General features: G+C 71.5%; 20 protein-coding genes. 8 read left to right on the top strand and 12 right to left on the bottom strand.

Features of this window, described 5'->3' with window-relative positions:
• Positions 1-19: 19 nt before the first annotated feature.
• Together ACGFH9_RS29305 and ACGFH9_RS29300 are read right to left on the bottom strand one after the other, a co-directional pair.
• The gene (locus tag ACGFH9_RS29305; protein WP_393225626.1) at positions 20-751 is read right to left on the bottom strand and encodes a SigB/SigF/SigG family RNA polymerase sigma factor; all 732 of its coding nucleotides are present in this window, start codon (positions 749-751) and stop codon (positions 20-22) included.
• 334 nt (positions 752-1,085) lie between these two features.
• Positions 1,086-2,096, bottom strand: coding sequence for an ice-binding family protein (locus ACGFH9_RS29300; RefSeq protein ID WP_393225610.1), 1,011 nt, complete (start codon positions 2,094-2,096; stop codon positions 1,086-1,088).
• A 259-nt stretch (positions 2,097-2,355) separates the two neighbouring features.
• Between ACGFH9_RS29300 and ACGFH9_RS29295 the strand changes: the two genes are divergently transcribed.
• Both ACGFH9_RS29295 and ACGFH9_RS29290 read left to right on the top strand, forming a co-directional pair.
• Positions 2,356-3,570, top strand: a complete 1,215-nt coding sequence (locus ACGFH9_RS29295; RefSeq protein WP_393225607.1) for a PP2C family protein-serine/threonine phosphatase — start codon at positions 2,356-2,358, stop codon at positions 3,568-3,570.
• 67 nt (positions 3,571-3,637) lie between these two features.
• A complete protein-coding gene (locus tag ACGFH9_RS29290) occupies positions 3,638-4,705 on the top strand; it encodes a DUF2855 family protein (RefSeq protein WP_393225604.1) in 1,068 nt (355 codons plus the stop codon).
• Positions 4,706-4,715: 10 nt separating this feature from the next.
• On the opposite strand, the gene ACGFH9_RS29285 is transcribed toward ACGFH9_RS29290, so the two are convergent.
• The gene (locus tag ACGFH9_RS29285; RefSeq protein WP_355235041.1) at positions 4,716-5,516 is read right to left on the bottom strand and encodes an SDR family oxidoreductase; all 801 of its coding nucleotides are present in this window, start codon (positions 5,514-5,516) and stop codon (positions 4,716-4,718) included.
• 228 nt (positions 5,517-5,744) lie between these two features.
• Between ACGFH9_RS29285 and ACGFH9_RS29280 the strand changes: the two genes are divergently transcribed.
• The 3 genes from ACGFH9_RS29280 to ACGFH9_RS29270 are packed head-to-tail and all read left to right on the top strand — an operon-like array spanning position 5,745 to position 8,553.
• Positions 5,745-7,577 carry a sigma-70 family RNA polymerase sigma factor gene (locus tag ACGFH9_RS29280; protein ID WP_393225601.1) on the top strand — a complete coding sequence of 611 codons (1,833 nt, stop codon included), beginning with the start codon at positions 5,745-5,747 and terminating at the stop codon, positions 7,575-7,577.
• Positions 7,577-8,209, top strand: a complete 633-nt coding sequence (locus ACGFH9_RS29275; RefSeq protein ID WP_393225599.1) for a DUF305 domain-containing protein — start codon at positions 7,577-7,579, stop codon at positions 8,207-8,209. The genes ACGFH9_RS29280 and ACGFH9_RS29275 overlap by 1 nt, the downstream gene beginning before the upstream one ends.
• A gap of 20 nt (positions 8,210-8,229) precedes the next feature.
• Positions 8,230-8,553, top strand: a complete 324-nt coding sequence (locus ACGFH9_RS29270; RefSeq protein WP_393225596.1) for a hypothetical protein — start codon at positions 8,230-8,232, stop codon at positions 8,551-8,553.
• 14 nt (positions 8,554-8,567) lie between these two features.
• Here the strand turns inward: ACGFH9_RS29270 and ACGFH9_RS29265 are convergent, their stop codons facing one another.
• Positions 8,568-9,128 (bottom strand): GNAT family N-acetyltransferase, encoded by a 561-nt coding sequence (locus tag ACGFH9_RS29265; RefSeq protein WP_393225593.1) that lies wholly within the window; start codon positions 9,126-9,128, stop codon positions 8,568-8,570.
• Positions 9,129-9,233: 105 nt separating this feature from the next.
• Here ACGFH9_RS29265 and ACGFH9_RS29260 point away from each other — a divergent pair, with 105 nt between their 5' ends.
• The gene (locus ACGFH9_RS29260) at positions 9,234-9,944 is read left to right on the top strand and encodes a siderophore-interacting protein (protein WP_393225590.1); all 711 of its coding nucleotides are present in this window, start codon (positions 9,234-9,236) and stop codon (positions 9,942-9,944) included.
• 46 nt (positions 9,945-9,990) lie between these two features.
• The gene (locus ACGFH9_RS29255) at positions 9,991-11,505 is read left to right on the top strand and encodes an MFS transporter (RefSeq protein ID WP_393225587.1); all 1,515 of its coding nucleotides are present in this window, start codon (positions 9,991-9,993) and stop codon (positions 11,503-11,505) included.
• Here the strand turns inward: ACGFH9_RS29255 and ACGFH9_RS29250 are convergent.
• Genes ACGFH9_RS29250 through ACGFH9_RS29240 form a run of 3 tightly spaced genes read right to left on the bottom strand, consistent with a single transcriptional unit; the run spans position 11,502 to position 17,145 of the window.
• Positions 11,502-14,369: an FAD-binding and (Fe-S)-binding domain-containing protein gene (locus ACGFH9_RS29250; RefSeq protein WP_393225585.1), complete on the bottom strand. Its 2,868-nt coding sequence runs from the start codon at positions 14,367-14,369 to the stop codon at positions 11,502-11,504. The two genes, ACGFH9_RS29255 and ACGFH9_RS29250, sit on opposite strands and share 4 nt — an antisense overlap.
• 26 nt (positions 14,370-14,395) lie before the next feature.
• The gene (locus ACGFH9_RS29245; protein ID WP_393225583.1) at positions 14,396-15,571 is read right to left on the bottom strand and encodes an anhydro-N-acetylmuramic acid kinase; all 1,176 of its coding nucleotides are present in this window, start codon (positions 15,569-15,571) and stop codon (positions 14,396-14,398) included.
• Positions 15,572-15,582: 11 nt separating this feature from the next.
• Positions 15,583-17,145: a sodium:solute symporter gene (locus tag ACGFH9_RS29240; protein WP_393225580.1), complete on the bottom strand. Its 1,563-nt coding sequence runs from the start codon at positions 17,143-17,145 to the stop codon at positions 15,583-15,585.
• Positions 17,146-17,386: 241 nt separating this feature from the next.
• On the opposite strand from ACGFH9_RS29240, the gene murQ reads away from it, so the two are divergent.
• Positions 17,387-18,280, top strand: a complete 894-nt coding sequence (gene murQ / locus ACGFH9_RS29235) for an N-acetylmuramic acid 6-phosphate etherase (RefSeq protein WP_393225577.1) — start codon at positions 17,387-17,389, stop codon at positions 18,278-18,280.
• A 10-nt stretch (positions 18,281-18,290) separates the two neighbouring features.
• Here murQ and ACGFH9_RS29230 read toward each other — a convergent pair whose 3' ends face one another.
• From ACGFH9_RS29230 to ACGFH9_RS29210, 5 genes are all read right to left on the bottom strand, one after another.
• Positions 18,291-19,583, bottom strand: coding sequence for a GAF domain-containing protein (locus tag ACGFH9_RS29230; RefSeq protein WP_393225574.1), 1,293 nt, complete (start codon positions 19,581-19,583; stop codon positions 18,291-18,293).
• A gap of 111 nt (positions 19,584-19,694) precedes the next feature.
• Positions 19,695-19,964 carry a hypothetical protein gene (locus ACGFH9_RS29225; protein ID WP_393225571.1) on the bottom strand — a complete coding sequence of 90 codons (270 nt, stop codon included), beginning with the start codon at positions 19,962-19,964 and terminating at the stop codon, positions 19,695-19,697.
• A gap of 28 nt (positions 19,965-19,992) precedes the next feature.
• On the bottom strand, positions 19,993-21,834 hold the full coding sequence (locus ACGFH9_RS29220; protein WP_393225569.1) for a hypothetical protein: 1,842 nt from the start codon (positions 21,832-21,834) through the stop codon (positions 19,993-19,995).
• On the bottom strand, positions 21,831-22,160 hold the full coding sequence (locus ACGFH9_RS29215) for a hypothetical protein (RefSeq protein WP_393225567.1): 330 nt from the start codon (positions 22,158-22,160) through the stop codon (positions 21,831-21,833). The genes ACGFH9_RS29220 and ACGFH9_RS29215 overlap by 4 nt, the downstream gene beginning before the upstream one ends.
• Positions 22,144-22,575, bottom strand: a complete 432-nt coding sequence (locus ACGFH9_RS29210) for a YbaB/EbfC family nucleoid-associated protein (protein ID WP_393225565.1) — start codon at positions 22,573-22,575, stop codon at positions 22,144-22,146. The genes ACGFH9_RS29215 and ACGFH9_RS29210 overlap by 17 nt, the downstream gene beginning before the upstream one ends.
• Positions 22,576-22,672: the final 97 nt, after the last annotated feature.

Raw genomic sequence — 22,672 nt, 5'->3', positions numbered from 1 at the left:
GCCATGGTGGTCGGCTGGATCAAACGATGTCCTCGGTGAGGTGCCCGCGCAGCGTGGCCAGCGCCCGGGTGATCAGCCGGGAGACGTGCATCTGGGAGACGCCGATCTGCTCCGCGATCTGGGCCTGGGTCAGGTTGCCGTGGAACCGCAGACTCAGGATCTTGCGTTCGCGTTCGGGCAACGTGGCGAGCGCCGGGCCGAGGGCGACGCGGAGATCGACGAGGTCGAACTCGTGGTCGTGCCCCCCGAGGGTGTCCCCGAGTTCCAGGGTGCCGTCGACGCCGGTGGGTGTGGACAGTGAGGTCGCTCGGTACGCCCGCGCCCCCTCCAGCCCTTCCAGCACGGTCTCCTCGGAGACGTCGAGGTAGGTCGCGATGTCGGCCACCGTGGGCGAGCGGCCCAGGGTGTGCGTTAACGTGCTGTTCGCGGCGCTGATCGAGAGCCGGAGTTCCTGGAGACGGCGGGGCACCCGCACCGCCCAGGTGCGATCGCGGAAGTATCGCTTGAGCTCGCCGACGATGGTCGGGATGGCGTATCCGCTGAAGTCCACGCCCCGCGTGGCGTCGAAGTGGTCGACGGCCTTGATGAGGCCGACCGTGGCGGTCTGCGTCAGATCCTCGTCGGAGGCGCCGCGTCCGGAGTAGCGCCGCGCCAGATGGCGGGCCAGCGGCAGCCACGCCTCGATGGTGCGTTCCCGCAGCGCCGGGCGGCGCGGGTCGTCGGCCGGGGTGGCGGCCAACTCGGCCATCATCTCATCTGTGCGAGCGGTGCCGTGCCGGCTGGAGCCGGTGCCGGCCGTGGGCTTGAAAGTGGTGACCATGAGGCTGGTCCTCTCCGCGCGTGCCCGTCGACCAGGTCGACCGGAGAGAAATCCGAACCGGCTGTCGCCGGAGCGCAGATGCGGGCGAGATGCGCTGTCGAGGGGACCACAACCACGGGTCTCGTCGCCGCGTCATGTTGTTCGGGTGCTGGCAGTACGCTACCCGAAAGTTGGAACTATTACTAGCCGAAAGTATGAGATTGGGCAGCTCCGCAATGCTGGGATGTGCCCCGGCGGCCGGGTGTCCGGCCGCCGGGGCGCATGGTCACGACTCGAGCTGTCGACGTCGGCGCAGGAGCAGCAGCAGGGTTGCGCCGCTGGCGACCGCGATGCTGCCGATCGCGGTCAGGGCAGGCAGCAGGCCACCGCCGCCCCCACCGCCGGTGACGGGCAACTGGGTACGGGTGGGAACCGCTGTCGGCTGGCCGGTCGGGGTGCCCGTGGGCTGCCCGGTTGGCGTGCCCGTCGGTGTCCCGGTCGGCGTGCTGGTGGGCGTGCCGGTCGGTTGCCCGGTGGGCGTCGACGTGGGAGTTCCCGTCGGCTGGAGGCAGGCGGGCGCGTTGATGGTGTTGGTGTCGAGGGTCACCGCGCCGGTCTGTGCCAGGGCGCGGCCCTGGAGGGTGGCGCCGGTGTTCATGGTGATCGAGGTCTGGGCCAGGATGTTGCCCATGAAGCGGGTGCCGGTGCCGATCGTTGCCGAGCTGCCGACCTGCCAGTAGACGTTGCAGGGTGAGGCGCCGTTGATGAACACCACGCTGCTGTTGGAGGCGGTGATGAGGGTGGAGTCGATCTGGAAGATGAACACCGCGGCAGGGTCGTTCTGGCTGTTGAGCGTGAGCGTCCCGGTCAACTGTGCGGCGCCGATCCGGTAGACCCCTGGAATCAGCGTGGCGCCGCCCAGTTCGGCGGGCAGGTTGGTGAACGGTGTCCGGCCGGCAGCGTCGTTGTAGGCGGTGGTGAGGTCGTTCTTGGCCTGCAGCGCCACGGCGTCGCCCAGGTGGATCTCCCCGCCGACGATCCCGGGAGGGAAGCCGGGTGCGGTGTTGCCCGGGCTTACACCCAGGCTCTGCGCCAGGAAGCTCGGCCCGGTGTTGGTGGCCGTGGAGCCGGCCAGCACGGAGAAGTTCGCCGCCGTCCCGAGGTTGACCGGCGCCTCGGCCGCGCTCGCGCCGGTGCCGCTGAAGACGAGGACGGCGACGGCTGCGCTGCCGGCTATGCCGGCAGCCAGCGCGGACATGACCGCGCGTCGAGGTCGGCGCAATAGTGTGGTTGTCACGATAGCCCTTTCACGAATACGTCTCACCGGACGCCGGCCGAATCGGCGACGGGCAGCCGAGTCGAACCGCAGATGTGCATAATTGGACTTTCGCATATATAAGGCGCAAAGTGGGCGTAACTGTCGACATTGCCGGATTTGGCCGACAAGCACGTTCGAGTCGTGGGCGCCGTGTGGAGCCCCTTGTCTCGTCCGCCCGCGTATGTTGGCCAGTTCGCTTCCGGGCTCCTAGGGTGGTCAGGACACGGGGAGGTGGAGCGTGGTCGACGCTGGCGACGCGGCGCGTTGGCTACAGCTCAACGCACCCCGAGGTGGGCCGGACGAGCTGTCGCTCCTCGTCACCCGGGTGGCGCCGGCGATCGGCGCCACCGAGATCGTGATCTACCTGGCGGACTACACCCAGTCCTGCCTCGTGCCCATGCTCGGCGCCGGTCCGACCCGGGACGAGTTGACGATCGAGACGACCCTGGCCGGACGGGCGTTCACGACCCTCGACGTGCAGCGGGCCGCCGACAACCCGGACCGGGTCTGGGTGCCTTTGCTGCTCGGCTGCGAGCGGTTGGGTGTCCTGGAGGTCGTGTCGCCGGCCGCCGGTGACACGTCGGTGGACGGGCCCACCTGGGAGTTGGCGGTCAACGTCGCCCAGGTCCTGGTGAACCGCCGGCGCTACGGCGACGTCATCGAGCGGATGCGCCGCCGCCTGCCGATGCAGGTCGCCGCCGAGATCGTGTGGGGGCTGCTGCCGCCGCTGACCTTCGCGACCGACGATCTGGTGGTCACCGCGATCCTCGAACCGTGCTACGACGTCGGCGGGGACATCTTCGACTACGCGCTGAACGGCGACGTGCTCAGCGTCGGGCTCTTCGACACCTGTGGGCACGGCATCAGGGCGAGCAGCCTGGCGTCGCTGGTGGTCAGCGCGTATCGCAACGCCCGTCGAACCGGCCTCGACCTCGTCGACACCGCGATCAGTATCGACCGCTGGGTGCGCTCGGAGCACCCGAGCTACTTCGCGACCGCGCTGCTCGCCGAGCTGGACCGGCGGACCGGCCGGCTCAGACTCATCAACGCCGGGCACCCCGGCGCCATGCTGCTGCGCGACGGCAAGGCGATCCGGGAGCTGCCGGGGCCGACCGCGCTGCCGCTCGGCCTCGGTCACCTGTCGGAGGCCAGGCCCCAGGTGTACGAGGAGGAGCTGCACCCGGGTGATCGCCTCCTCGCCTACACCGACGGCATCACCGAAGCGCGCAGTGCCGACGGGGAGCGGTTCGGGCTGGACCGGCTCGTCGACTTCGTCAACCGTGCCCTCAACGACCGGTTGCCCAGCCCGGAGACGATGCGCCGACTGGTTCGTGCCGTCCTCGCGTACCAGGACGAGCAGCTCGACGACGACGCGACGGCCCTGATCCTGGAGTGGCAGCCGCCGCACCTGCCGCTGGGGCACCTGCGCCACGTCACCGCGCCGCACCTCTGACCGCCGAGTGGGATTTTGCACTCCCAGTGCACTTGTCTGGGATTCGGAGGCTGTCTAGCGTCACACCATGGCTGACTCGTGGACCTTCGCCGTGGCCCGTGACGATCTCTCCCGGACCACGCTCGCCGACGGCAATGTGCCCGAGGTGCCCGACGGGGCGGCGCTGCTGCGCGTCGATCGGGTCGGCCTCACCGCCAACAACGTGACCTACGCGGTGCTCGGCGAGGCGATGCGCTACTGGGAGTTCTTTCCGCCCGGCCCGCAGGGACTCGATCCACAGTGGGGGCTGCCGCCGCTGTGGGGGTTCGCCGAGGTCGTCGCGTCGACGGTCGCCGGTGTCGAGGTGGGTCAACGCGTCTACGGCTACCTGCCTCCCGCCGGTCACCTGGTGGTCCGCCCGGACCGGGTGGACGCGTCCGGGTTCCGCGACGCGAGCGCGCACCGGGCCGGGTTGCCCTCGCCGTACAACGCGTACCGGGCGACCACCGGCGACCCGGCCTACCAGGCGGAGCAGGAGGACCTGCTGATCCTGTTCCGGCCGCTGTTCTTCACCTCCTTCATGCTGGCCGACCAGGTCGTCGACAACGACTTCTACGGTGCACGGTCGCTGGTGCTGTCGTCGGCGTCGAGCAAGACGGCGTACGCCGCCGCGTGCGAACTGCACGGCCGTGGCGCGCGACTCGTCGGGCTCACCTCACCCGGCAACCTGGCGTTCACGCGTTCACTCGGCTGCTACGACGACGTCGTCCCGTACGACGCGATCGACACCCTCGACGCGGTCGACACGGCGTACCTCGACCTGTCCGGCGCGGCCGCGACCAGGGCCGCGCTCCGCGATCACCTCGGCGACCGGCTCGTCCGGGACATCGCCGTCGGTCTCACCAACCAGACGCCCAACGCCGACGCCGCCGGGGAGGTCTTCTTCGCACCCGTGCAGATGCGCAAGCGCAGCCAGGACTGGGGCCGCGACGGGCTCGACGAGCGGTTCACCGCCGCCTGGCAGCGGTTCGTCCCGATGGTGAGCGGGTGGCTCGACGTGCGGGTCGGCAACGGTCCCGACGCACTGCGGCAAGCGTGGCTCGACGTCCTCGCCGGTCGTACGCCCCCGCGGGTGGGTCACGTCGTCCAACTCTGAGCGGACGCCGTTACGGGACGATCGCGTCCACGTAGCCACCGTCGACCCGGACCGCCGCGCCCGTCGTCGCGGAGGCGAGCGGAGAGGCGAGGTACGTGACCATGTTGGCGATCTCCTCGGGCTCGATGAGCCGTTGGAGCAGCGACTGTGGCCGGTGCAGCCGCATGAACTCCCGCTGCGCCTCCTCCCACGGCAGGCTGTCACCCACGAGATCGGCCACCAGATCCTCCACGCCGCCGGTGTGCGTCGGCCCGGCCAGCACCGAGTTGACGGTCACGCCGGTGCCGGCGGCGGCCTTGGCGAAGCCGCGTGAGACGCCGAGCAGGGCCGTCTTCGAGACGCCGTAGTGGATCATTTCGGCGGGGATGACGACCGCCGAGTCACTGGCGATGTACTGCACGCGCCCCCAACCCCGTTCCATCATCGCCGGCAGGTAGGCGCGGGTCAGCCGGACGCCGGCCAGCACGTTCACCTCGAAGTAGCGCCGCCACTCGTCGTCCGAGATCTCCAACGCATCGGTCGGGCCGAAGACGCCGAGATTGTTGACCAGGATGTCGACGCTGGGCAGGAGGTCGAGCGTCCGAGCCGTACCCTCGTCGGTCGACACGTCCGCGTCCACCTCGACCACCTCGGCGCCCGGGACCTCGTCGCGCAGCGCCTTCGCCGCGCGCTCGACCCCGGCGGCGGTACGGCCGTTCACGGCCACGCGCGCGCCGGCCCGGGCGAGCCCGACCGTGATGGCCGCACCGATGCCCTGGGTCGAGCCGGTGACCAGCGCGGTCCTACCGGCAAGATCGATCTGAACCGTCATGTCCGTACCGTCCCGTTCTTTCGCACCACATCCGCCTACCGCATCCTCGACCGTAACGGTGCTGGCCGGACCGGGCAGGGTGAGTCGGGCAGGTCACGTCCGGCCGCCGCGACCAGTGTCAGGTCCGAGGAGAAAACCGTAATCTGAGCTGCCACCGCTCGTCTCCGATCAGGAGGCGGTCAGCGCGCACAGGCGCTGTTCGGGTCGAGCGCACAAGGAGTGGAACCCATGTCGTCAGCCGGTCGGGCAGTACCCGATCCCGGGTTGGTCGTCGCAGCTCGACAGGGCGACCGGCGCGCTCTCGACGACCTCGTGGCGGCCTCGCTTCCGCTGGTCTACAACATCGTCGGGCGTGCGCTGCGCGGCCACGCCGACGTCGACGACGTGGTCCAGGAGACCTTGGTACGGGTGATCCGGCACCTGCCCACCCTCAACGACCCGGAGGCGTACCGGTCCTGGCTCGTGGCGATCACCATCCGGCAGGTGCGCGACTGGGACCAGCGTCGGCGCGTCGCCCTCAATCGCGACGCCGGCCTCGACGTGATCCACAACGTGCCCGACCCCGCGTCCGACTTCGCCGGGATGACGATCCTCCGGCTCGGCCTCACCGACCAGCGTCGGGAAGTCGCCGAAGCGACCCGGTGGCTCGATCCGGACGACCAGGAACTGCTCTCGCTGTGGTGGCTGGAGGAGACCGGTGAGCTGACGCGCACCGAGATCGCCGAGGCGGCGAGTCTGTCACCGGGGCACGTCGCCGTACGCATCCACCGGATGAAGGAGCAGATCCAGAGCGCCCGCGGGGTCGTCCGCGCACTGCACGAACGACCCGGGTGCCCGGACCTGCACGCCGTGACGGCCGAGTGGGACGGCACCCCGAGCCCGCTGTGGCGCAAGCGGTTGGCCCGACACGTCCGTGACTGTGCGTTCTGCGGGCACCTGGGCGCCGCTTTCCTGCCGATCGACCGGCTGCTCGCAGGGATGTCGCTGCTGCCGCTGCCGGCCGGGCTCGGTGCCAAGATCCCGCACGCGGCGGTCGCCCCGGCCGCGCCACATCCGGTCGGACCCCCCTCGAACGTCGCCGACCTGGCGGTGACCGCACCCAAGGGCCTGCTGCCGTCTCTCGCCGCATCGGTGGCGGTGGCGGTCGCCGCGATCACCGCGGTGGTGGTGCTCCTGCCGGCTGAACCGGCCGCCGCGCCGCAGGCCGCACCCTCCTGGGCCGCCGCGCCACCCGCTTCGCCCACCGTCGTCGCCTCCCCGAGCAGGGCGCCGTCACCGAGCGTGCGTCCCACGCCGTCGAAGGCGCCGGTCGTGCCGGCGGTCAGCTCCGCGCGCAAGGGCGTCGGAGTGTGGAACTTCGCCGGCGCGAGCCAGGCGCTGGCCAACTCGAAGGCCGGTTGGTACTACACCTGGGGCACCCAGCACCCCGGCATCACCACTCCGCGAGGCGCGACGTTCGTCCCCATGATCCGTAGCGCGGAGAACGTCAACGCCGGTGAGCTGGCGCGGGCCCGTGCCGCCGGGCCGTACCTGCTCTGCTTCAACGAGCCGGACCTGGGCGAGCAGGCGAACATGAGCGTCGAGCGGGCGCTGGACCTGTGGCCGCAGCTGATGGCCACGGGCAGCAAACTGAGCAGCCCGGCGGTCGCCTGGGGCGGAGCGGACCCGCAGGGTTGGCTGGACAGATTCATGACCGGCGCCGAGGCTCGAGGTCACCGGGTCGACTTCATCGCCCTGCACTGGTACGGGGCCGACTTCACGACGACGGCGGCGGTGAACCAGCTACGGCAGTACCTGCAAGCCGTCTACCAGCGGTACAAGAAACCGATCTGGCTGACCGAGTTCGCGCTGATCCGTTACGACGGCGGGCGTCAGGTGTTCCCCAGCCAGGAGCAGCAGGCGGCCTTCCTCACCGCGGCCAGCGGCATGCTCGGCCAGCTCTCCTACGTGCAGCGGTACGCCTGGTTCGGTCTGCCCGCGACCGACAAGGACCGCTCCGGGTTGTTCAGCGACGGCACCAGGGCGACGGCGGTCGGCCGCGCGTTCCAGGCCGCGCGCTGATGATCGGCACCGGGCTCAAGACGTCCGGCTGGCGGATCGCCGGCGTCGTCGTGACGGTGGCCGCGACGACGGTGGCCGTAGGCCTGACCCGGCACTCGGACCGCACCGACCGGCCCGCCGCGCTTCCGTCGGTCGCTGTCGCGCCTACCGCGGCCGTGCTGCTCAACGGCACCGACGACGCCTTCATCCAACTGCTGCTCCCGATGGACGACGGGGTGCTGGCGTTGATCGACCACCTCGACACCCTTCCGTCGGCTGCCGACCCTGCGCTGCGCGCCGTCCTCGGCGACATCCGGACGGCGCACCGGGCCGAGCTGGTGGAGCTGCGGAGGTTGTTGGCCGCGGGCAACGTCCCGGAGCAGAACATCCACGAGGGGCACCAGATGCCGGGGATGGTGACGGACGACCGCCTCGCCGAGCTGCGCGCCGCCCCCGAAGCCGAGGTGCCGTCCCGGGCCGTCGGTCTGCTCCGGGCACACCTCGAACAGACCGTCGTGCTGTGTCGGGGCGAGCAGAACGCCGGGGGCAGCCCGGAGGTGAAGGCGCTCGCCGGCCGGATCCAGACGACGCGAGCTGCCGAACTGAAGGCGCTGGCAGGTCGCCCCGGCGCGACCGGCGATGCGGACAACTGACCTGGTTCAGTCTTCGCTGGATGTTGCGCCGCGAACAGCTCGGTGCCGTGCTGAACGCGGCACGGGGAGCGCACCTGCTCATCTGGTTGGGCCTGGTCGGTCGCGTCGTCAGCGGCACGGCGCTGGGACCGGACACGTACTCCGCGATGGTGTGGGTCAAGCTGCTCGCGGTGCTCGTGGTCGGCGTCAACGGGCTGTTCCTCGGCCGTGTGCGGGAACGACTCGTCGCGGTCCAGGGCCGCCCGCCCTGGTCCGCCCTGCTGCCCGGCGTCGCCGCCGCCCTCACCTCCCAGCTCGGCTGGTGGACCGCGACGCTGATCGGCTTCCTCAGCGCGAACCGCTGACCGCGGTCCTGTCGTCAGGCGGCCGTCGGGTGGTCGGCCTCGAAACGGGCGCGGGTGAGGAACGCGAGCTGCGCGCGCTTGTCCGGCATGTCGATCTCGGTGTCGAAGGTGAACCCTTCGACCACGAGGCGGCGCAGCGCGCGATGGTTGCGGACGTCCGGCTCGACGACGATCCGCCGGGCGCTCGGGTCGCGGAACAGGAACCGGGCGAGGGCTGGACCGACCGCGTCGGTCAGGCCGCGGGCGAGGTGCCGTGGGGGGTTGAGCAGCAGGTGCATCCCCACGTCCCCGGACTGTACGGCGTACCGCTCGCCGACCGGGTCGGCCTCGGGCTGGTAGCTCTGGAACAGGCCGACCGGCTCCCCGTCGACCCTGATCAGGTACGCGTGGTGGGTCGGCAGGCCGTCGACGAAGGCGTAGATCTCGCGGACCTGGTCGAGGCTGCGTGACTCCATCCCCCAGAACGAGTTGCGGGGCAGGGTGACCCAGCCGTGCAGGAGCGCCGCGTCCCGCTCGGGCACCACGGGCGTCAGCGTCAACTCACCGAGGCCGGTGATCTTCTCCTGGTATGTCATGTCGTGGTCCTTTGCTGAGGAGGTGGAGAGAGGGGCACACGTTCCGCCTGCGGCGTAGGTAGGTTAGCCTGCCCTAACAAAGGCTGGCCTTACCTGGAGGGGTGCGTGAAGCGGAACTGGGAAGCCCTGGTCCTCAAGGCCATGGGAGGCCGGGACTTTCAGTTGACGGTGCGGGCCACCGAGTCGGTGGACGGGCACTACCAGCGGCTACTTCTGGACGACGGCGGCCTGCTGGCGGCGTGCGGCGTCCACCCCACGATGTGGGTCCGACTGTGGTTCGACAACGACGGCCGGGCGCACCAGCGGGCGTACACACTCGTCGACCCCGACCCGGCCGCCGGCCGTTTCAGTCTCGAATTCGCCATCCACGACGGCTGCGCCGCGCGCTGGGCGACCACGGCGCAGGAGGGCGACACCATCGTCGCCACCGTGCAGGGCAGCACCTTCGAGCTGCCCGACCCCGCACCGGCGCACCTCTACCTGGTCGGCGACGCCGCGTCCCTGCCCGCCGTGAACAGCCTGCTCGACGCCGGCGCCGACATCCCGGCGACGGTCTGGCTGGAGTACGCTCACGAGGGCGAGAAGGCCCTCGCGCCGCGCGCCCGGGCACACCACGACGTCACCTGGGTGCCCCGGAACGCCGACGGCCAGCACCTCGTCGACACCGTCCGCTCCGACCTGCCGGCGCACCACGCGGCCCACTACTGGGTCGCCTGCGAGGCGGCCACCACGCGGGGCATCACCCGACACATCCGGCGGACGCTGGGCGTCGACAAGGACCGGCTGACCTCGCTCGGCTACTGGAAAGCCCCGTGAGAGGTCGACTCGGCGCGCTGACCGCGCCGTACGTACGGGCGGCGGTGTGACGCTCACCCAACCGGTCGCTGCCCCCACGGCGGCGGTCCGGCCAGCGCACCGCTGGCTCATCCTGGTCGTGCTCTGCGTCGCCCAGCTCGTCGTGGTGTTGGACAACACGATCCTGACCGTGGCGGTGCCGGCGCTCACCAGCGAGCTTGGCGCCAGTACCTCCGACGCGCAGTGGATGATCAACGCGTACGCCCTGGTGCTGTCCGGGCTGTTGCTCACGGCGGGTGCCGCCGCCGACCGGTACGGCCGCCGCCGGATGCTGCTCGCCGGTCTCGTCCTGTTCGGACTCGGCTCGCTCGTTGCGGGCCTCGCGGGCAGCAGCGGTCAGTTGATCGCCGCGCGGGCGGGAATGGGCGTCGGTGGGGCGCTGCTGGTCACGTCGACGCTCGCGGTGGCGATGCAGGTCTTCGACGGCCCCGAACGGTCCCGGGCCATCGGTATCTGGGCCGCCACCAGCGCGTTGGGCTTCGCGGTCGGGCCGCCGATCGGTGGCGCCATCCTGGCCCACCTGCCCTGGGGTGCCATCTTCCTGCTGAACGTTCCGATCGTGCTGGTCTGCCTGCTCGTCGGGCGGGCACTCGTGCCGGAGTCCCGCGGTACGGCCGGAGGCCGCCTCGACATCTGGGGCGCCCTGCTCTCCACCGCGGGGCTGACCGCGGTCGTCTTCTCGATCATCGCCGGGCCGGAGCGGGGTTGGGCGTCGACCGAGGTGATCGGCGCGGCCGTCGTCGGCGTACTCCTGCTCGGGTCGTTCGTCCGCTGGGAGCGGCAGATCGCCCACCCCATGCTGGACATGCACTTCTTCCGGGACCGGCGGTTCGTCGGCGCGGTCTCCGGCGTCGTCCTGATCACCTTCGGGGCCACCGGGGCGCTGTTCCTGCTGACCCAGCACCTTCAGTTCGTCCGGGGCTACCCGGCCTGGGAGGCGGGCCTGCGCATGGCACCCTTCGCCCTGTCCATCGTGCTGCTCAACGTCACCGGCGTCGCCGCCGCCGTGATCCGCCGTCTCGGGTTGGCCGCTGCCATCGCCGTCGGCATGACGCTGCTCGCGGGCGGCCTCGCGGTGGTGACCCTCGTGCCTGACGGCGGGTACGGGGTGCTGCTCGGTGGTCTGCTCGTCATGGGCGTCGGCTGCGCCCTGGCCAACCCGGCGATCGTGGAGGCGGTGATGAGCGCGATCCCGGCCGAGAAAGCGGGCGCCGGAGCCGGGGTGGACGGGACGATGACGGAGGTCGGCAGCAGCCTCGGCATCGCCGTACTCGGCGCCGTTTTGAACGCCCGGTTCGCGGCGCTGCTGCCCGCCGCGCTGGCCGGCGCGGACTCGTTCCCGGCTGCGCTCGCCGCGGCGCAGGAGGGACCGCAGCGGGTAGCCGTGACGAGCGCCTTCGCCGCTGCGCTGGAGACCGGTCAGCTGGTCGGCGCGGCGGCGGTCCTGGCCGGTGGCCTGCTCGCCGCCGCGCTGCTGCGCCGCGCGGGTCCCCGGGAGCCGTCGGCGACTGCTGCTCGCTAGGCCGGCGGCTCGACCGCCTCGGCGAGCACTTCGAGCACGTGCCGGTACGGCTTCCCGGTGGCCCGGCTCATGCCCATCTCGCAGGTGCGGTTGCAGGAGGCGTACGCGTCGTGGTGGCGCTGGTTGACCTCGGCGGCCTGGGCGGCGGTGGCGCTCGCGGTGACCTCGGGGTGCAGGAGTCCCCGGTCACCGGCGAAGGCGCAGCAGCCCCAACTGTCCGGCACGGTGACCGTCTCGGCGACCGCGCCGGCCACCGCGCGCAGGTCGTCGATGCCGTCGAGGTGCACGGTTGAGCAGGTGGGGTGCAGCGCGAGCGAACCGAGTCGCCGGGGCTCGGGCAGCGCCGGCAGCAGGTGCTGGGCGGTGAAGGTGACGCTGTCGACGAAGCGCAGCCCCGCGTACCGTGCCCGGTCCTGGACGGCGAGCGCGGCGGTCAGCTGCGCGAGGCCGTGCGTGCAGGACGACGCGTCGCACACCACGGGCAGCCGCCCCTGGTCGCTGGCCTCCCAGAGCACAGCGAGGGTCCGCTCGGCCATCTCGCGATGCCCGGCGGGGTAGCCCTTGGACTGCCAGGGCGTCCCGCAGCACAGACCCGCCGTCCCGTCCGGTACGACCACGGGCACCCCGGCCAGCTCGCACAGGCGCAGGAACGCCGCCGCCGAGCCACCGGACGAGCCGTCCTGGGCTGCGAACACGCTGCCGATGCAGGCCGCGAAGAACACCGCCCGGGCGTCCGACGCGCTGCGCGGCGCGGGTCGGGGCGCGCCGGCACGCGGGATGTCGTCACTCCACTGTGGTACGAGTTCGGTGGCCCCGAGTGAGCGGATCACCCCGGTGGCGGCGCGGACCACCGGTGTCGGGGTGACGTGCGCGGCATTCAGGCCGACCCGGACGCCCGCCACGGCGGTCTTCCAGTGTCGGGCGGCACCGGCGGCGGTGCGCTGGGCACGAGGGCTGTGCCGCTCGGCGCGCAGCCGTTTCATCGCCGCTCCCGTGTCGATGCCGACCGGGCAGGCGGTGACGCAGAGGCTGTCGGCGGCGCAGCTGTCCACCGCCGCGTACGCGTAGTCGTCGGTCAACTGGCGGCGGCGCTCCTCGTCGCCGGAGGCGGTGGCCAGGGCGATCTGCCGTTGCAGCACGATGCGCTGCCGGGGCGTGGTCGTCACGTCGGCGGTGGGGCAGACCGGCTCGCAGTAGCCGCACTCCACGCAGGCGTCCAGCTCCTCGTCGACCGTCGGCACGGCCTTGAGCTGCCGCAGGTGCACGATCGGGTCGTCGTTGAGCAGCACACCCGGGTTGAGCAGGCCGCTCGGGTCGCACAGCCGCTTGAGGTCGCGCATGACGTCGTACAGCTCGTCGCCGTACTGCCGACGGACGAAGGGTGCCATGGCGCGGCCGGTGCCGTGCTCGGCCTTGAGGGTGCCGCCCTCGGCGAGCACGAGGTCGACCATGTCGTCGGTGAACCGCGCGTAGCGGTCGATCTCGGCCGGCGTGTCGAACGACTGGGTCAGCATGAAGTGCAGGTTGCCGTCGCGGGCGTGTCCGAAGATGACCGCGTCGGTGTAGCCGTGCCGTTCGAACAGGCCGATCAGGCCGTCGCAGGTGCCGGTCAGGCGCGGCATCGGCACCGCGATGTCCTCCAGCAGGGCGGTCGTGCCGGGTGGCCGGGCCCCGGCGACCGCGGTGTAGAGGCCCTTGCGCAGATGCCAGAGCTTGGCGCGTTCGCGCGGGTCGCGGGTCAGCTCGGTGCCGCCGACGGCGGGCAGCCGGTCCAGCACGGGCCGCGCGTCGGCCAGCGTCGCGGCCAGGTGCTCCGCGCTGTCCTCGGCGAACTCCACGAGCAGCGCCGCGTGCCCGGTCACCGTCAGCCCGCGTAGGGCGGCGCTCGCGCCGGGATCGCGCTGGCTGACCCGCAGCGCGGCCGCGTCCAGCAGTTCGGCGGTACGGGCGCCGGCGGCGAGCAGGGCGGGCAGCGCGTCGGTGGCGTCGGTGAGGCCGGGAAGGACGAGCAGGCCGGTGGCGGCGTGCGCGTGGATCTCCACGGTCCGGAAGACCGCCTCGGCCACGAAGCCGAGCGTGCCCTCGCTGCCGATCATGAGGTGGGCGAGCATGTCCACCGGACTGCTGTGGTCGAGCAGCGAGTTCAGCCCGTACCCCATGGTGTTCTTCATGGCGAACAGCCGCTCGATCGTCGCCCGCGAGCCCGGGTCCGCGCGCACCCGGTCGCGCAGCCGCAGCAGCCCGGCGTGCAGGTCGGGCTCGGCGGCGCGGAGCCGTTCGTCGGCGTCGCGGGCGGCGGAGTCGACGACAGTGCCGGACGGCAGCACGAAGCGCAGGGACTCCATGGTGCGGTAGGCATTGTCGGTGGTGCCGCAGGTCATCCCGCTGGAGTTGTTGGCGACCATGCCGCCCACCGTGCAGGCGGCCTCGCTGGCCGGGTCCGGGCCGAGCCGGCGACCGTAGCGGGCCAGCCGGGCGTTCGCCTGCCGGATCGTCAGGCCGGGTTGGAGCCGGATGCGCCGCCCGTCGTCGAGCACCTCGGCGTTGCGCCAGTCGGTGCGGACGTCGACAAGCACGCCCGCGCCACCGGCCTGACCCGCGAGGCTGGTGCCGCCACCGCGCAGGGTCAGCGGCACGCCGGCCTCCCGGGCGCCGACCATCAACGCGCCCACCTCGGCCGCCGAGGCGGCGCGGACGACGGCCTGCGGCTCGAACAGGTACGGCGACGCGTCGTGGGCCACCGCCAGCCGACGGGGCAGCTCGGCGCTGACCCGGCTCGGGTCGTCGAGGCGCGCACGCAGCAGTTCGGCGACCTCGCGGGCGCGGACGTCGGCCGCGTTCGGCGCGGGAACGACGGTGCTCATGGGCGGATCCTCCTGGGAAGAGGCGGTCAGTCGGACGCGACGATCAGTAGCCGGTTCGGGGCGGTGCCGGCCGGATCGGGCAGCCGCAGCGGCGCGCGACCGGGGGTGATGCTGCCGAGCACCGAGGAATGCCGTGCGCCGGTGCCCGAGGGCAGGGTGCCCGGCAGCCCGTGCACGGTCAGGTAGCCCAGCAGCGCGAAGGCCAGCGCCTCCTTGGCGTCCGAGGCGACACCGACCTCGTCGCTGGACGTCAGGTCGACGTCGGGTAGCTCGTCGACGAGCATGCCCATCAGGGTCGGGTTGTCCGCCCCGCCGCCGGAGACGACGAGCCGGGTGACGTCGTACGCCCGGCAGGCGTCGGCCACCGTCACCGCCGTCAGTCGGGTGAGCGTGGCCAGTACGTCCCGCGGGTTCGGGGTGGGCGCGTCGGCCAGCGCGGCGAGCAGGTACGGCAGGTGGAACAGTTCCTTGCCGGTGCTCTTCGGGCCGGGCAGCCGGTAGTACGGCTCGTCGAGCAACCGTCGCAGTAGCGCCGGGTCGACCTGCCCGGACGCTGCTCCTCGCCCGTCCCGGTCGTACTCCTCGGCACCGCCGCTGAAGTGGCGCACGGCGGCGTCGAGGAGCGCGTTCGCGGGGCCGGTGTCGAACGCGAGAGGCTCGGCGTCCGGCGCGACGACGGTGATGTTGGCGATCCCGCCCAGGTTGAGAGCGGCCGGAACGCCGGGCAGGCCGCGCAGCAGCAGCGCGTCGAACAGGGCGACCAGCGGTGCTCCCTGACCACCGGCCGCGACGTCACGGCTGCGCAGGTCGGCCACGACCGGCAGACCGGTTGCCTCGGCGATCCAGGCCGGCTGGCCCAGTTGCAGGGTGCCCCGGACCACGCCGTTCTCCACCCAGTGGTGCATGGTCTGGCCGTGCGAGACCGCCAGGTCGGCCCGGCCGTCGCACAGCTCTGCGAGAGCCCGTACGCCGGCCTCGGCGAACGCCTGGCCGATGCCGGTGTCCAGCACGCAGATCGCCTCGGTGGTGGTCGGCGCGGGTGGCAGGGCGGCGGCGATGCGGGTCCGCAGCTCGTCGGGGTACGGGTGGCTGAGCCGACCCAGCGGACGCATCCGCAGGGTGTCGCCGTCCAGCTCGAACTCGGCGGCGGCGGCTTCGATGCCGTCGTACGAGGTTCCGGACATCAGGCCGATCACGCGCATCACGGCCTCCTTCACGCCCGGCTCACGGGAGTCGCCGTTGCCTCACCGTCATCGACGACGCGGCTGTGGTCGTACGGCGTCTCCGGTGCGGCGTGGAAGCGGCTCGACACCGCGCCGACGACCAGGGTGATCAGGACGCCGATCGGCACCAGCCACTGTGCGGCGATGGCGGTCGCGGTCGTGGTCCCGGCCGTCGTCACGTCGATCTTCACGAAACGGACGATGTAGGTCATCACCGCCACCGTGACGAGGAAGGCGATCACCGCGTCGACCTGGTTGGCCCGCTTGACGAGGCGGCCGAGCAGGAAGGCCCCGAGCAGCGCCCCGTAGGTGTAGCCGGCGATGGTCAGACCGGTCAGGTAGACGTTTCCGGTGCTGGAGCTGAACGCGCAGGCGAAGATCGCCATGAACACCGCCCAGACCAGGGTCATCACCCGGGCGAGCCGGAGCATCACGTCGTCCGACGGCACCTTCTTGAAGAAGCTGTGGATGAAGTCGGCGACCGTGGAGTTCGACATCGAGTTCAGCGCCGACGACAGCGATCCCATCGCCGCGCCGAGGATGCCGGCGACCAGCAGGCCGGAGATGCCCACCGGCAGGGCGTGCAGGATGAAGTTCGGGTACAGGTTGTCGGTGCTGTTCAGGCCGAGTTCCTTGAAGGTCTGACCCTTGTTGTACGACCACAGCAGGGCACCGACCAGCGAGAACGCCGCGAACTGGATGACCACGAAGATGCCGGAGGAGACCATCGCCAGTTGACCCTCACGCAGCGTGCGGGTCGACAGGATGCGCTGGACGATGAGCTGGTCCGACCCGTGGCTGGCCATCGCGAAGATGGCGCCACCGATGATCGCGGTCGGCAGGGCGAACGGGCTGGTGAGCACGTGCGCCAGGTTGAGGTTGGTGTCGAAGAGCTGGAACTTGCCGGCGTCCAGCGCCTGCGAGTAGCCGTCGAACCCGATGGCGTGGCTGAGCACCGCGACGGCCAGGATCGCCCCGCCCAGGTAGAGGCCCATCTGGATGGCGTCGGTCCAGATGACCGCCTTGATGCCGCCGAGGTAGGTGTAGACCACCGTGATCAGGGTCAACACGATGATGATCGCCTGGTAGCCGACGTTCAGCCCGAACTCGTCCAGGAGCAGCTTGATCGGGATGGCCGAGGCGAACAGTCGTACGCCCTCGGCGAGCAGGCGGGTGAAGACGAAGGTGACCGACGCCAGGCCCTGGAGTTTCAGGCCGAACCGCTCACCCAGGTACTGGTAGGCGCTGACGAAGCCACCCCGCTTGTAGAGCGGGATGAGCACCGCGGCCACGATCACGCGGCCGATCACGTAACCGATGGCCAGTTCGACGTTGCCGAAGCCCTGACTGCTGTATGCGCCACCGGGCACGCTGATCACCGTCAGGACGCTGGTCTCGGTGGCGACCACCGAGAACGAGACGGTCCACCAGGGCAGCTTGCCCTCGCCCACGAAGTAGTCCTTGGACGACTTCTGTTTGCCGGACAGGCGTAGTCCGACGGCGGCGATCACTACGAGGTACAGCACGATCACGACAAGGTCGAGTTGACGCACGGCTCACTCCCAACCAGCGGGTTGTCAATAAATGACGTTGGCCCACACTATCGCGAAACTTTTTGCCAGTGCCCCTCCGGCCTGGTTACGCTGTGGTCTCAGCCTGCTGACGCGAGCGGACGCGAGGCCCGAACGGCGCGTTGCCGACCGAATCTCAACGATTCGGTGCGCGCCGCCGAACTGGTCAGGGAGCACTCGCCCGGTCGGCGACTGAGACACCAGCGAGAGGAACGAACACCCCGTGGACCTCAGCACCCTCGGCACCGAGACCCGCAACGACAAGACCACCGACCTCGACCGGATGTCACCCACCGAAATGCTCCTCGCGATGAACGACGAGGACCGTACGGTCGCGGACGCCGTCCGCCGGGCCGTGCCGGACATCGCGGCCGCAGTCGACGTCATCGTGGCTTCGCTGCGCCGGGGAGGCCGGTTGATCTACCTGGGCGCCGGCACCAGCGGCCGGATCGGCATGCTCGACGCCGTCGAGTGCCCGCCCACCTTCGGTACGCCGCCCGAGCGGGTCATCGGTCTGCTCGCCGGCGGGGCGGGTGCCTTCGGTGTCGCCGTCGAGGGCGCCGAGGACGACCCGGCCCGTGCCGTCGCCGACCTCGACGCGGCCGGCCTCACCGACCACGACACGGTGGTGGGGCTCGCGGCCAGCGGTCGTACCCCCTATGTGGTGGGTGGGCTGGCGCACGCCCGCGCACGCGGAGCGGCCACCGTCTCGGTGGCCTGCAACACCGACGCGGTCATCAGCCGGCACGCCGATGTCGCCATCGAGGTGCCCACCGGTCCCGAGGTGCTCACTGGCTCGACCCGGCTCAAGGCCGGCACCGCCGAGAAGCTCGTCTGCAACATGCTCTCCACCGTCACGATGGCCCGGCTCGGCAAGGTCTACGGCAACCTGATGGTCGACATGAACGCCACGAACGAGAAGCTCGTCGACCGGGCGCGCCGGATCGTCGCGGAGGCCGCCGAGACCGACCTCGACACGGCCGCGCGGGCGCTCGCCACGGCGAACGGCCACGCCAAGACGGCCATCGTGCTGCTGCTCGCGCACTGCACGGCCGAGGAGGCCGCGGCACGGCTGCGTGCGGCCGGGGACGACGTCCGGGCCGCCGTCGCTGCCTGACCGACAGCGGTCAGCGGCTGACGTACGCGGCCAGGCCGCCGAGTTCCTCGCTGGCGATGAACACCGACCGCACGTTGAGGATGGCCTCCTCGACGTGGGCGTCGCAGCCCCAGGCCGAGTCGCCCCACGAATCGGCGATCTTGATCTTGGCGGATGCGGAGCAGCCCTGGACACCGCCGAGCTGACAGTGCTCCGGGTGCGGTCGGGCGGCCTGCGCGGCCGCGGCGGCACGAATCCGGTCGGCGAGTTCCGCGGCGGTGGCGGCCCGCTGCTCCGCCTCGGCGCGTAGCTGCCGCTCCGCGCGTACCGCCCTGGCCAGCTCCTCGTGGGCCTCCCTGGCACGTGCCTCGGCGGCGGTCTTCGCCTGCTCGACCCGGTGACGCTCGATGGCCAGGGCCGCGGTGTCGGCGAAGACCCGGGCCAGAGCCAGGTCGGTGTCCTGTGGAACCCGCGGCGTGCGGTGGTACATGGCGAAGGTGCCCAACAGGCCGCCGTCACGGGCCAGGATCGGCATCGACCAGCAGGCGGCGAGACCGGCCCGCTCGGCCAGCTCGCGGAAGTCCGCCCAGAAGGGGTCGATGGCGATGTCGGTGACGATGACCGGCTCCCGCCGGTGCGCGGCGGTGCCGCACGAACCGACACCCTGACCGGTGGCGATCCCGTCGATGGCCTGGTTGTAGAACTCGGGCAGGCTCGGCGCGGCCCCGTGCCGCAGGTGCCGGCCGTCCGCGTCGGCGAGCAGCACGGAGACGAGCACCTGGTCCGGTGCCAGGTTCTCGATGCAGCGGGCCATCCCGTCCAGCACCTCGGCCAGGGGCGCCTGACGCGCGATCTGCTCCAGCATGGCGCGGTGCTCGGCCATCAGCCGCTGGGCGTGCTTCACCTGAGTGATCTCCACGCCGATCACGCGGATGCCGGTGACCGTGCCGTCGGCGTCGCGGCGGGGCTCGTAGGTGAAGTCGAAGAACGCCTCGCGTGCCTGCGGGCCGGCGCCCAACACGATCCGGGCGTCGCGGCCGGTGTACGCCTCACCCGTGCGGTAGACCTGGTCGAGCAGCGTGATGAAGCCCTGACCGGCCAACTCGGGCAGCAGTTCGGCGATCGGAATCCCGATGCGTACGCGTTCCTCACCGATGGCGGCGAAGAACGCCGGGTTGGCCGCCTCCACCACGTGCGTAGGCCCCACCAGCGACGCGAACACCGCGATGGACCGCCCGAACAGCGTCCGCAGATCCTCCTGCGCCGCCTGCCCGGCGTCCTCTGATCGCACGGCGGTCGCCCGCTGGTCCGGTACCGCCGTCATGGTGTGGTCGTCCCTCTCCGTACGGCTTTCGTCGAAGGACCACTGCGACACGGTCCGCTCACCCTCGCCAGGATACGAAAGGAGTCGCCGAACCGCCGGGGGAGGCGTGGGTCAGCCGCTCTCGTCCACGAACTTGTAGTAGCTCATCCGGAAACGTTGCAGCAGGGCGCGCATGAACTCCGGACCGGCCTCCGGCAGCACCCGCTGCGGCCCGACCGGCACGCCGTTGTCGTAGAAGTCCTGTGCGAGCGCCCCCCATTCCGGGTCGAGGACGGTCAGCGACACCGGCTGGCCCGGCTGCCAACGGAACTCGGCCACCCGGCGATTGGTGTGCTGGGCGAACGTGTAGAGCGCCACCCTGGTCGCCACCTGCTCGGTCATGCCTGCCTCCTCGTTCGCCACGGCGTGTTCACCACGGGCTCGGCGGGCGGAAGGCGTTCCACGCCTCGCCCGTGATCATGCCTCGGCCACGGATCTCGTTGAAACGGTCCATCGCACCGGACAGCGCCTGCTCACTCAGGCCGGTGCCGCGGAGCCGGTCGGCCAGGACCGCCGGGTCGGTGTCCTGGATGCGGGCGATCGTCTCCGGGCTGAGCGGCCGGTTCATCTGCTGCGTGACGAAGTCCGAGCGCAGTGGTTCGCCGTTCGACTCCGGGAACGAGTAGCCGTGGTCGATGGCGACGAGGCGGCCGTCGGGTCCGGTCAGATAGTTACCCATGTGCCGGTCGGTGTTGCCACTGATGTAGTCGAGCACCGCCATCCGCTCGCTCTCGGCGGCCGGGTAGGCGTTGGGGGGCCGACCGGGGCTGGCGTTCTCCACGAACTCCTGCATCGAACCGGCCCCGTGCGGACCGTCCCAGCGCGCCGTCGTCGGCACCAGGCCGAAGCCCAGGTCCTCGTCCAGACGCGAGGCGGCGACCTCACGGGCGGCCAACTGGTTCTCCGGGATGGTCGAGCGCACCTGGACGAACTCGTTCTCCGGCACGTTCGGCTTGTAGACGCCGTGCGTGCCGTCGGTGAACGTGACGTCGTACGCGTCGTTGACGTGTCCGCCGGGGTCGAGTTCGGTCATGCTCTGCACCTCCCTGCCGAGCAGCCGCAACTCGGCGTCACTCGCATGATCGGGCACCTGCGGATCGGCACCGGACCCGGGCTCCGGCGCGTCGGACCCGTCGAGGTCCGCCGGCTCCCCGCCGTCGTGCCCCGAGCCGCCGTCGTGCCCCGAGTCGCCGTGGCTTCCCGAGCCGCCACCGCGCGTCGTACCACCGTCGGAACCTCCACCGCCGCCGTGCGGCGGTCCGCCGCCACCGGGCGGTCCGCCGCCCGGACGTCCCGGCTCGCGGTCGACGTCGGGTGGCCAGTCGTCCTGACGGGCCCACGGCGGTGACTGCCCGCCGCCACCCGCGGGGTCGGTGTAGCCACGGGCACCCGGGCCGGGTGCCGGCATGTCGGTGGAGTGCGACCCACCCGGGGTACGTCGCAGGCCCCGCAGCGCCGTACGGAGGGTGTCGAGCAGTTCGCCGAGTTTGGACAGGATCGGCCGCAGGCGGCTGACGCTGCGGGCCAGCGCCGTGAGGAGCCCGGCGACCTTGGCGGCCCACTTGGCGACCAGCGAGGAGACCTGTGCCGCGACCAGCGGAGTGGCCGCACCCAGGGTCAGCCCGGCCTCGGCCAGCCACACCCACAGCCGGACGGCGAGGACCGAGACGAAGTCGGCGATGAGGTCGCGGACCAGTTCCCGGACCAGCGCCACCAGCAGGCCCGCGCCCTCGACGACGGTGCCGATCAGATCGGTGGCGTCCGCCAGACCGGCCAGGTGGCGCAGGTGCTGGTCGCTGTAGCGGCGGTACGCCTCGGACGCCGGGCCCGTCCAGGTGGCGATCTCGGTGCGTACCGCCTCGGACAGGGCGAGGGCCTGGTCGCCGACCTGCCGTGAGACGTTGTGCCACGTCCGCGCGTACGCGGTGATCTGGTCCGGGTCGCCGGCCAGCCAGTCGAGGGCGTCGGAGAGCGGCTTGACGTGCTCGATGAGCCAGGCCACCCCCCACGAGACGATCGAACCGACCGGGTCGACGCAGGTCGCCAGCACCTCCATCGACGTGCCGAAGCCGCCGATGCTCAGGTCGACCCAGGAACCGCTCTCGATGCCGTTGCGCAGGTCGACGAGGCTCTCGACGATGCCGAGGCCGCTGTACGAGGTGGTGGTGTCCTGCCGGGCGGCGATCAGCGGGTTTGCGACATCGGTGCTCACCGGTGCATCCGCCCGAGGGAGGCGGAGATCGTCGAATCCGTGTCGTGGTAGGCGTCCACCGTCGCGTCGAGCGCTCCGGCCGCGCTGTGCAGCGCCTCCTGGGCCGCCGCGAGCGCGTCGGCGGCCGGGCCCTGGAGGAAGTCCAACAGGAAGGGGATCGCCTGGCAGACAGGCAGGTGCCCGTACGCGTCGCCGCCCATCCGCACGTACGCCGCCGCGTCGTGTGCGACGCCGATACCCCCGGAGACCCGGTCGACGGAACGGGCATGGGTGGTCACCGCCGCCGTGGTGACCTCGAACCCGGCTGCCTCAGCGCCCACGGTCACCCCAGGGGCCGTACCCCTGCTCGTCCTCCTCGGGCACCTCCGGGAAGCGCGTCTCGTAGCTGCCCACGACGGCGCGGGCGGTCTCGGAGTCGGCGCCGACGGTCTCCGCGGCGGCCTCCGCCACCTGCGGGGCCAACCGCCCCTGCGCCCGGCGCATCACCGCCAGCACCTCGGCGGCGATCTCGTCGGCCCGCCAGCGCAGCACCCGGTCGTCGAGCCGCAGGTCGGTCATCGCGCCGGACGCGGCGACGGTGACCTGGACGGCGCCCTCCGCGCCCTCGGCGGTCGCCGACATCGCGGCCACGCGCTCCGACAACTCGTGCGCCCGGGCGGCCCGCTCCGAGATGCCGGCCGACCAGGAGGCGACGAACCGCTCGGTCGCCGCCCCGAAATCGGCGCTGGGAAACTGCGCCATCAGACCTCCCCCGTGTGACGGCTGACGGCCGCCTCGGGAAATGACACCGGCGGCGGCGCGGCCACCACACGATACGCCCTCACCCTCCGACGTGGAG

The sequence above is a fragment of the Micromonospora sp. NPDC049102 genome (assembly GCF_043197485.1).
In the GTDB taxonomy this organism is placed as follows: Bacteria; Actinomycetota; Actinomycetes; order Mycobacteriales; family Micromonosporaceae; genus Micromonospora.
The sequence above is the reverse complement of the archived record's forward strand: the minus strand, read 5'-3'. Positions and strand labels throughout refer to the sequence as shown.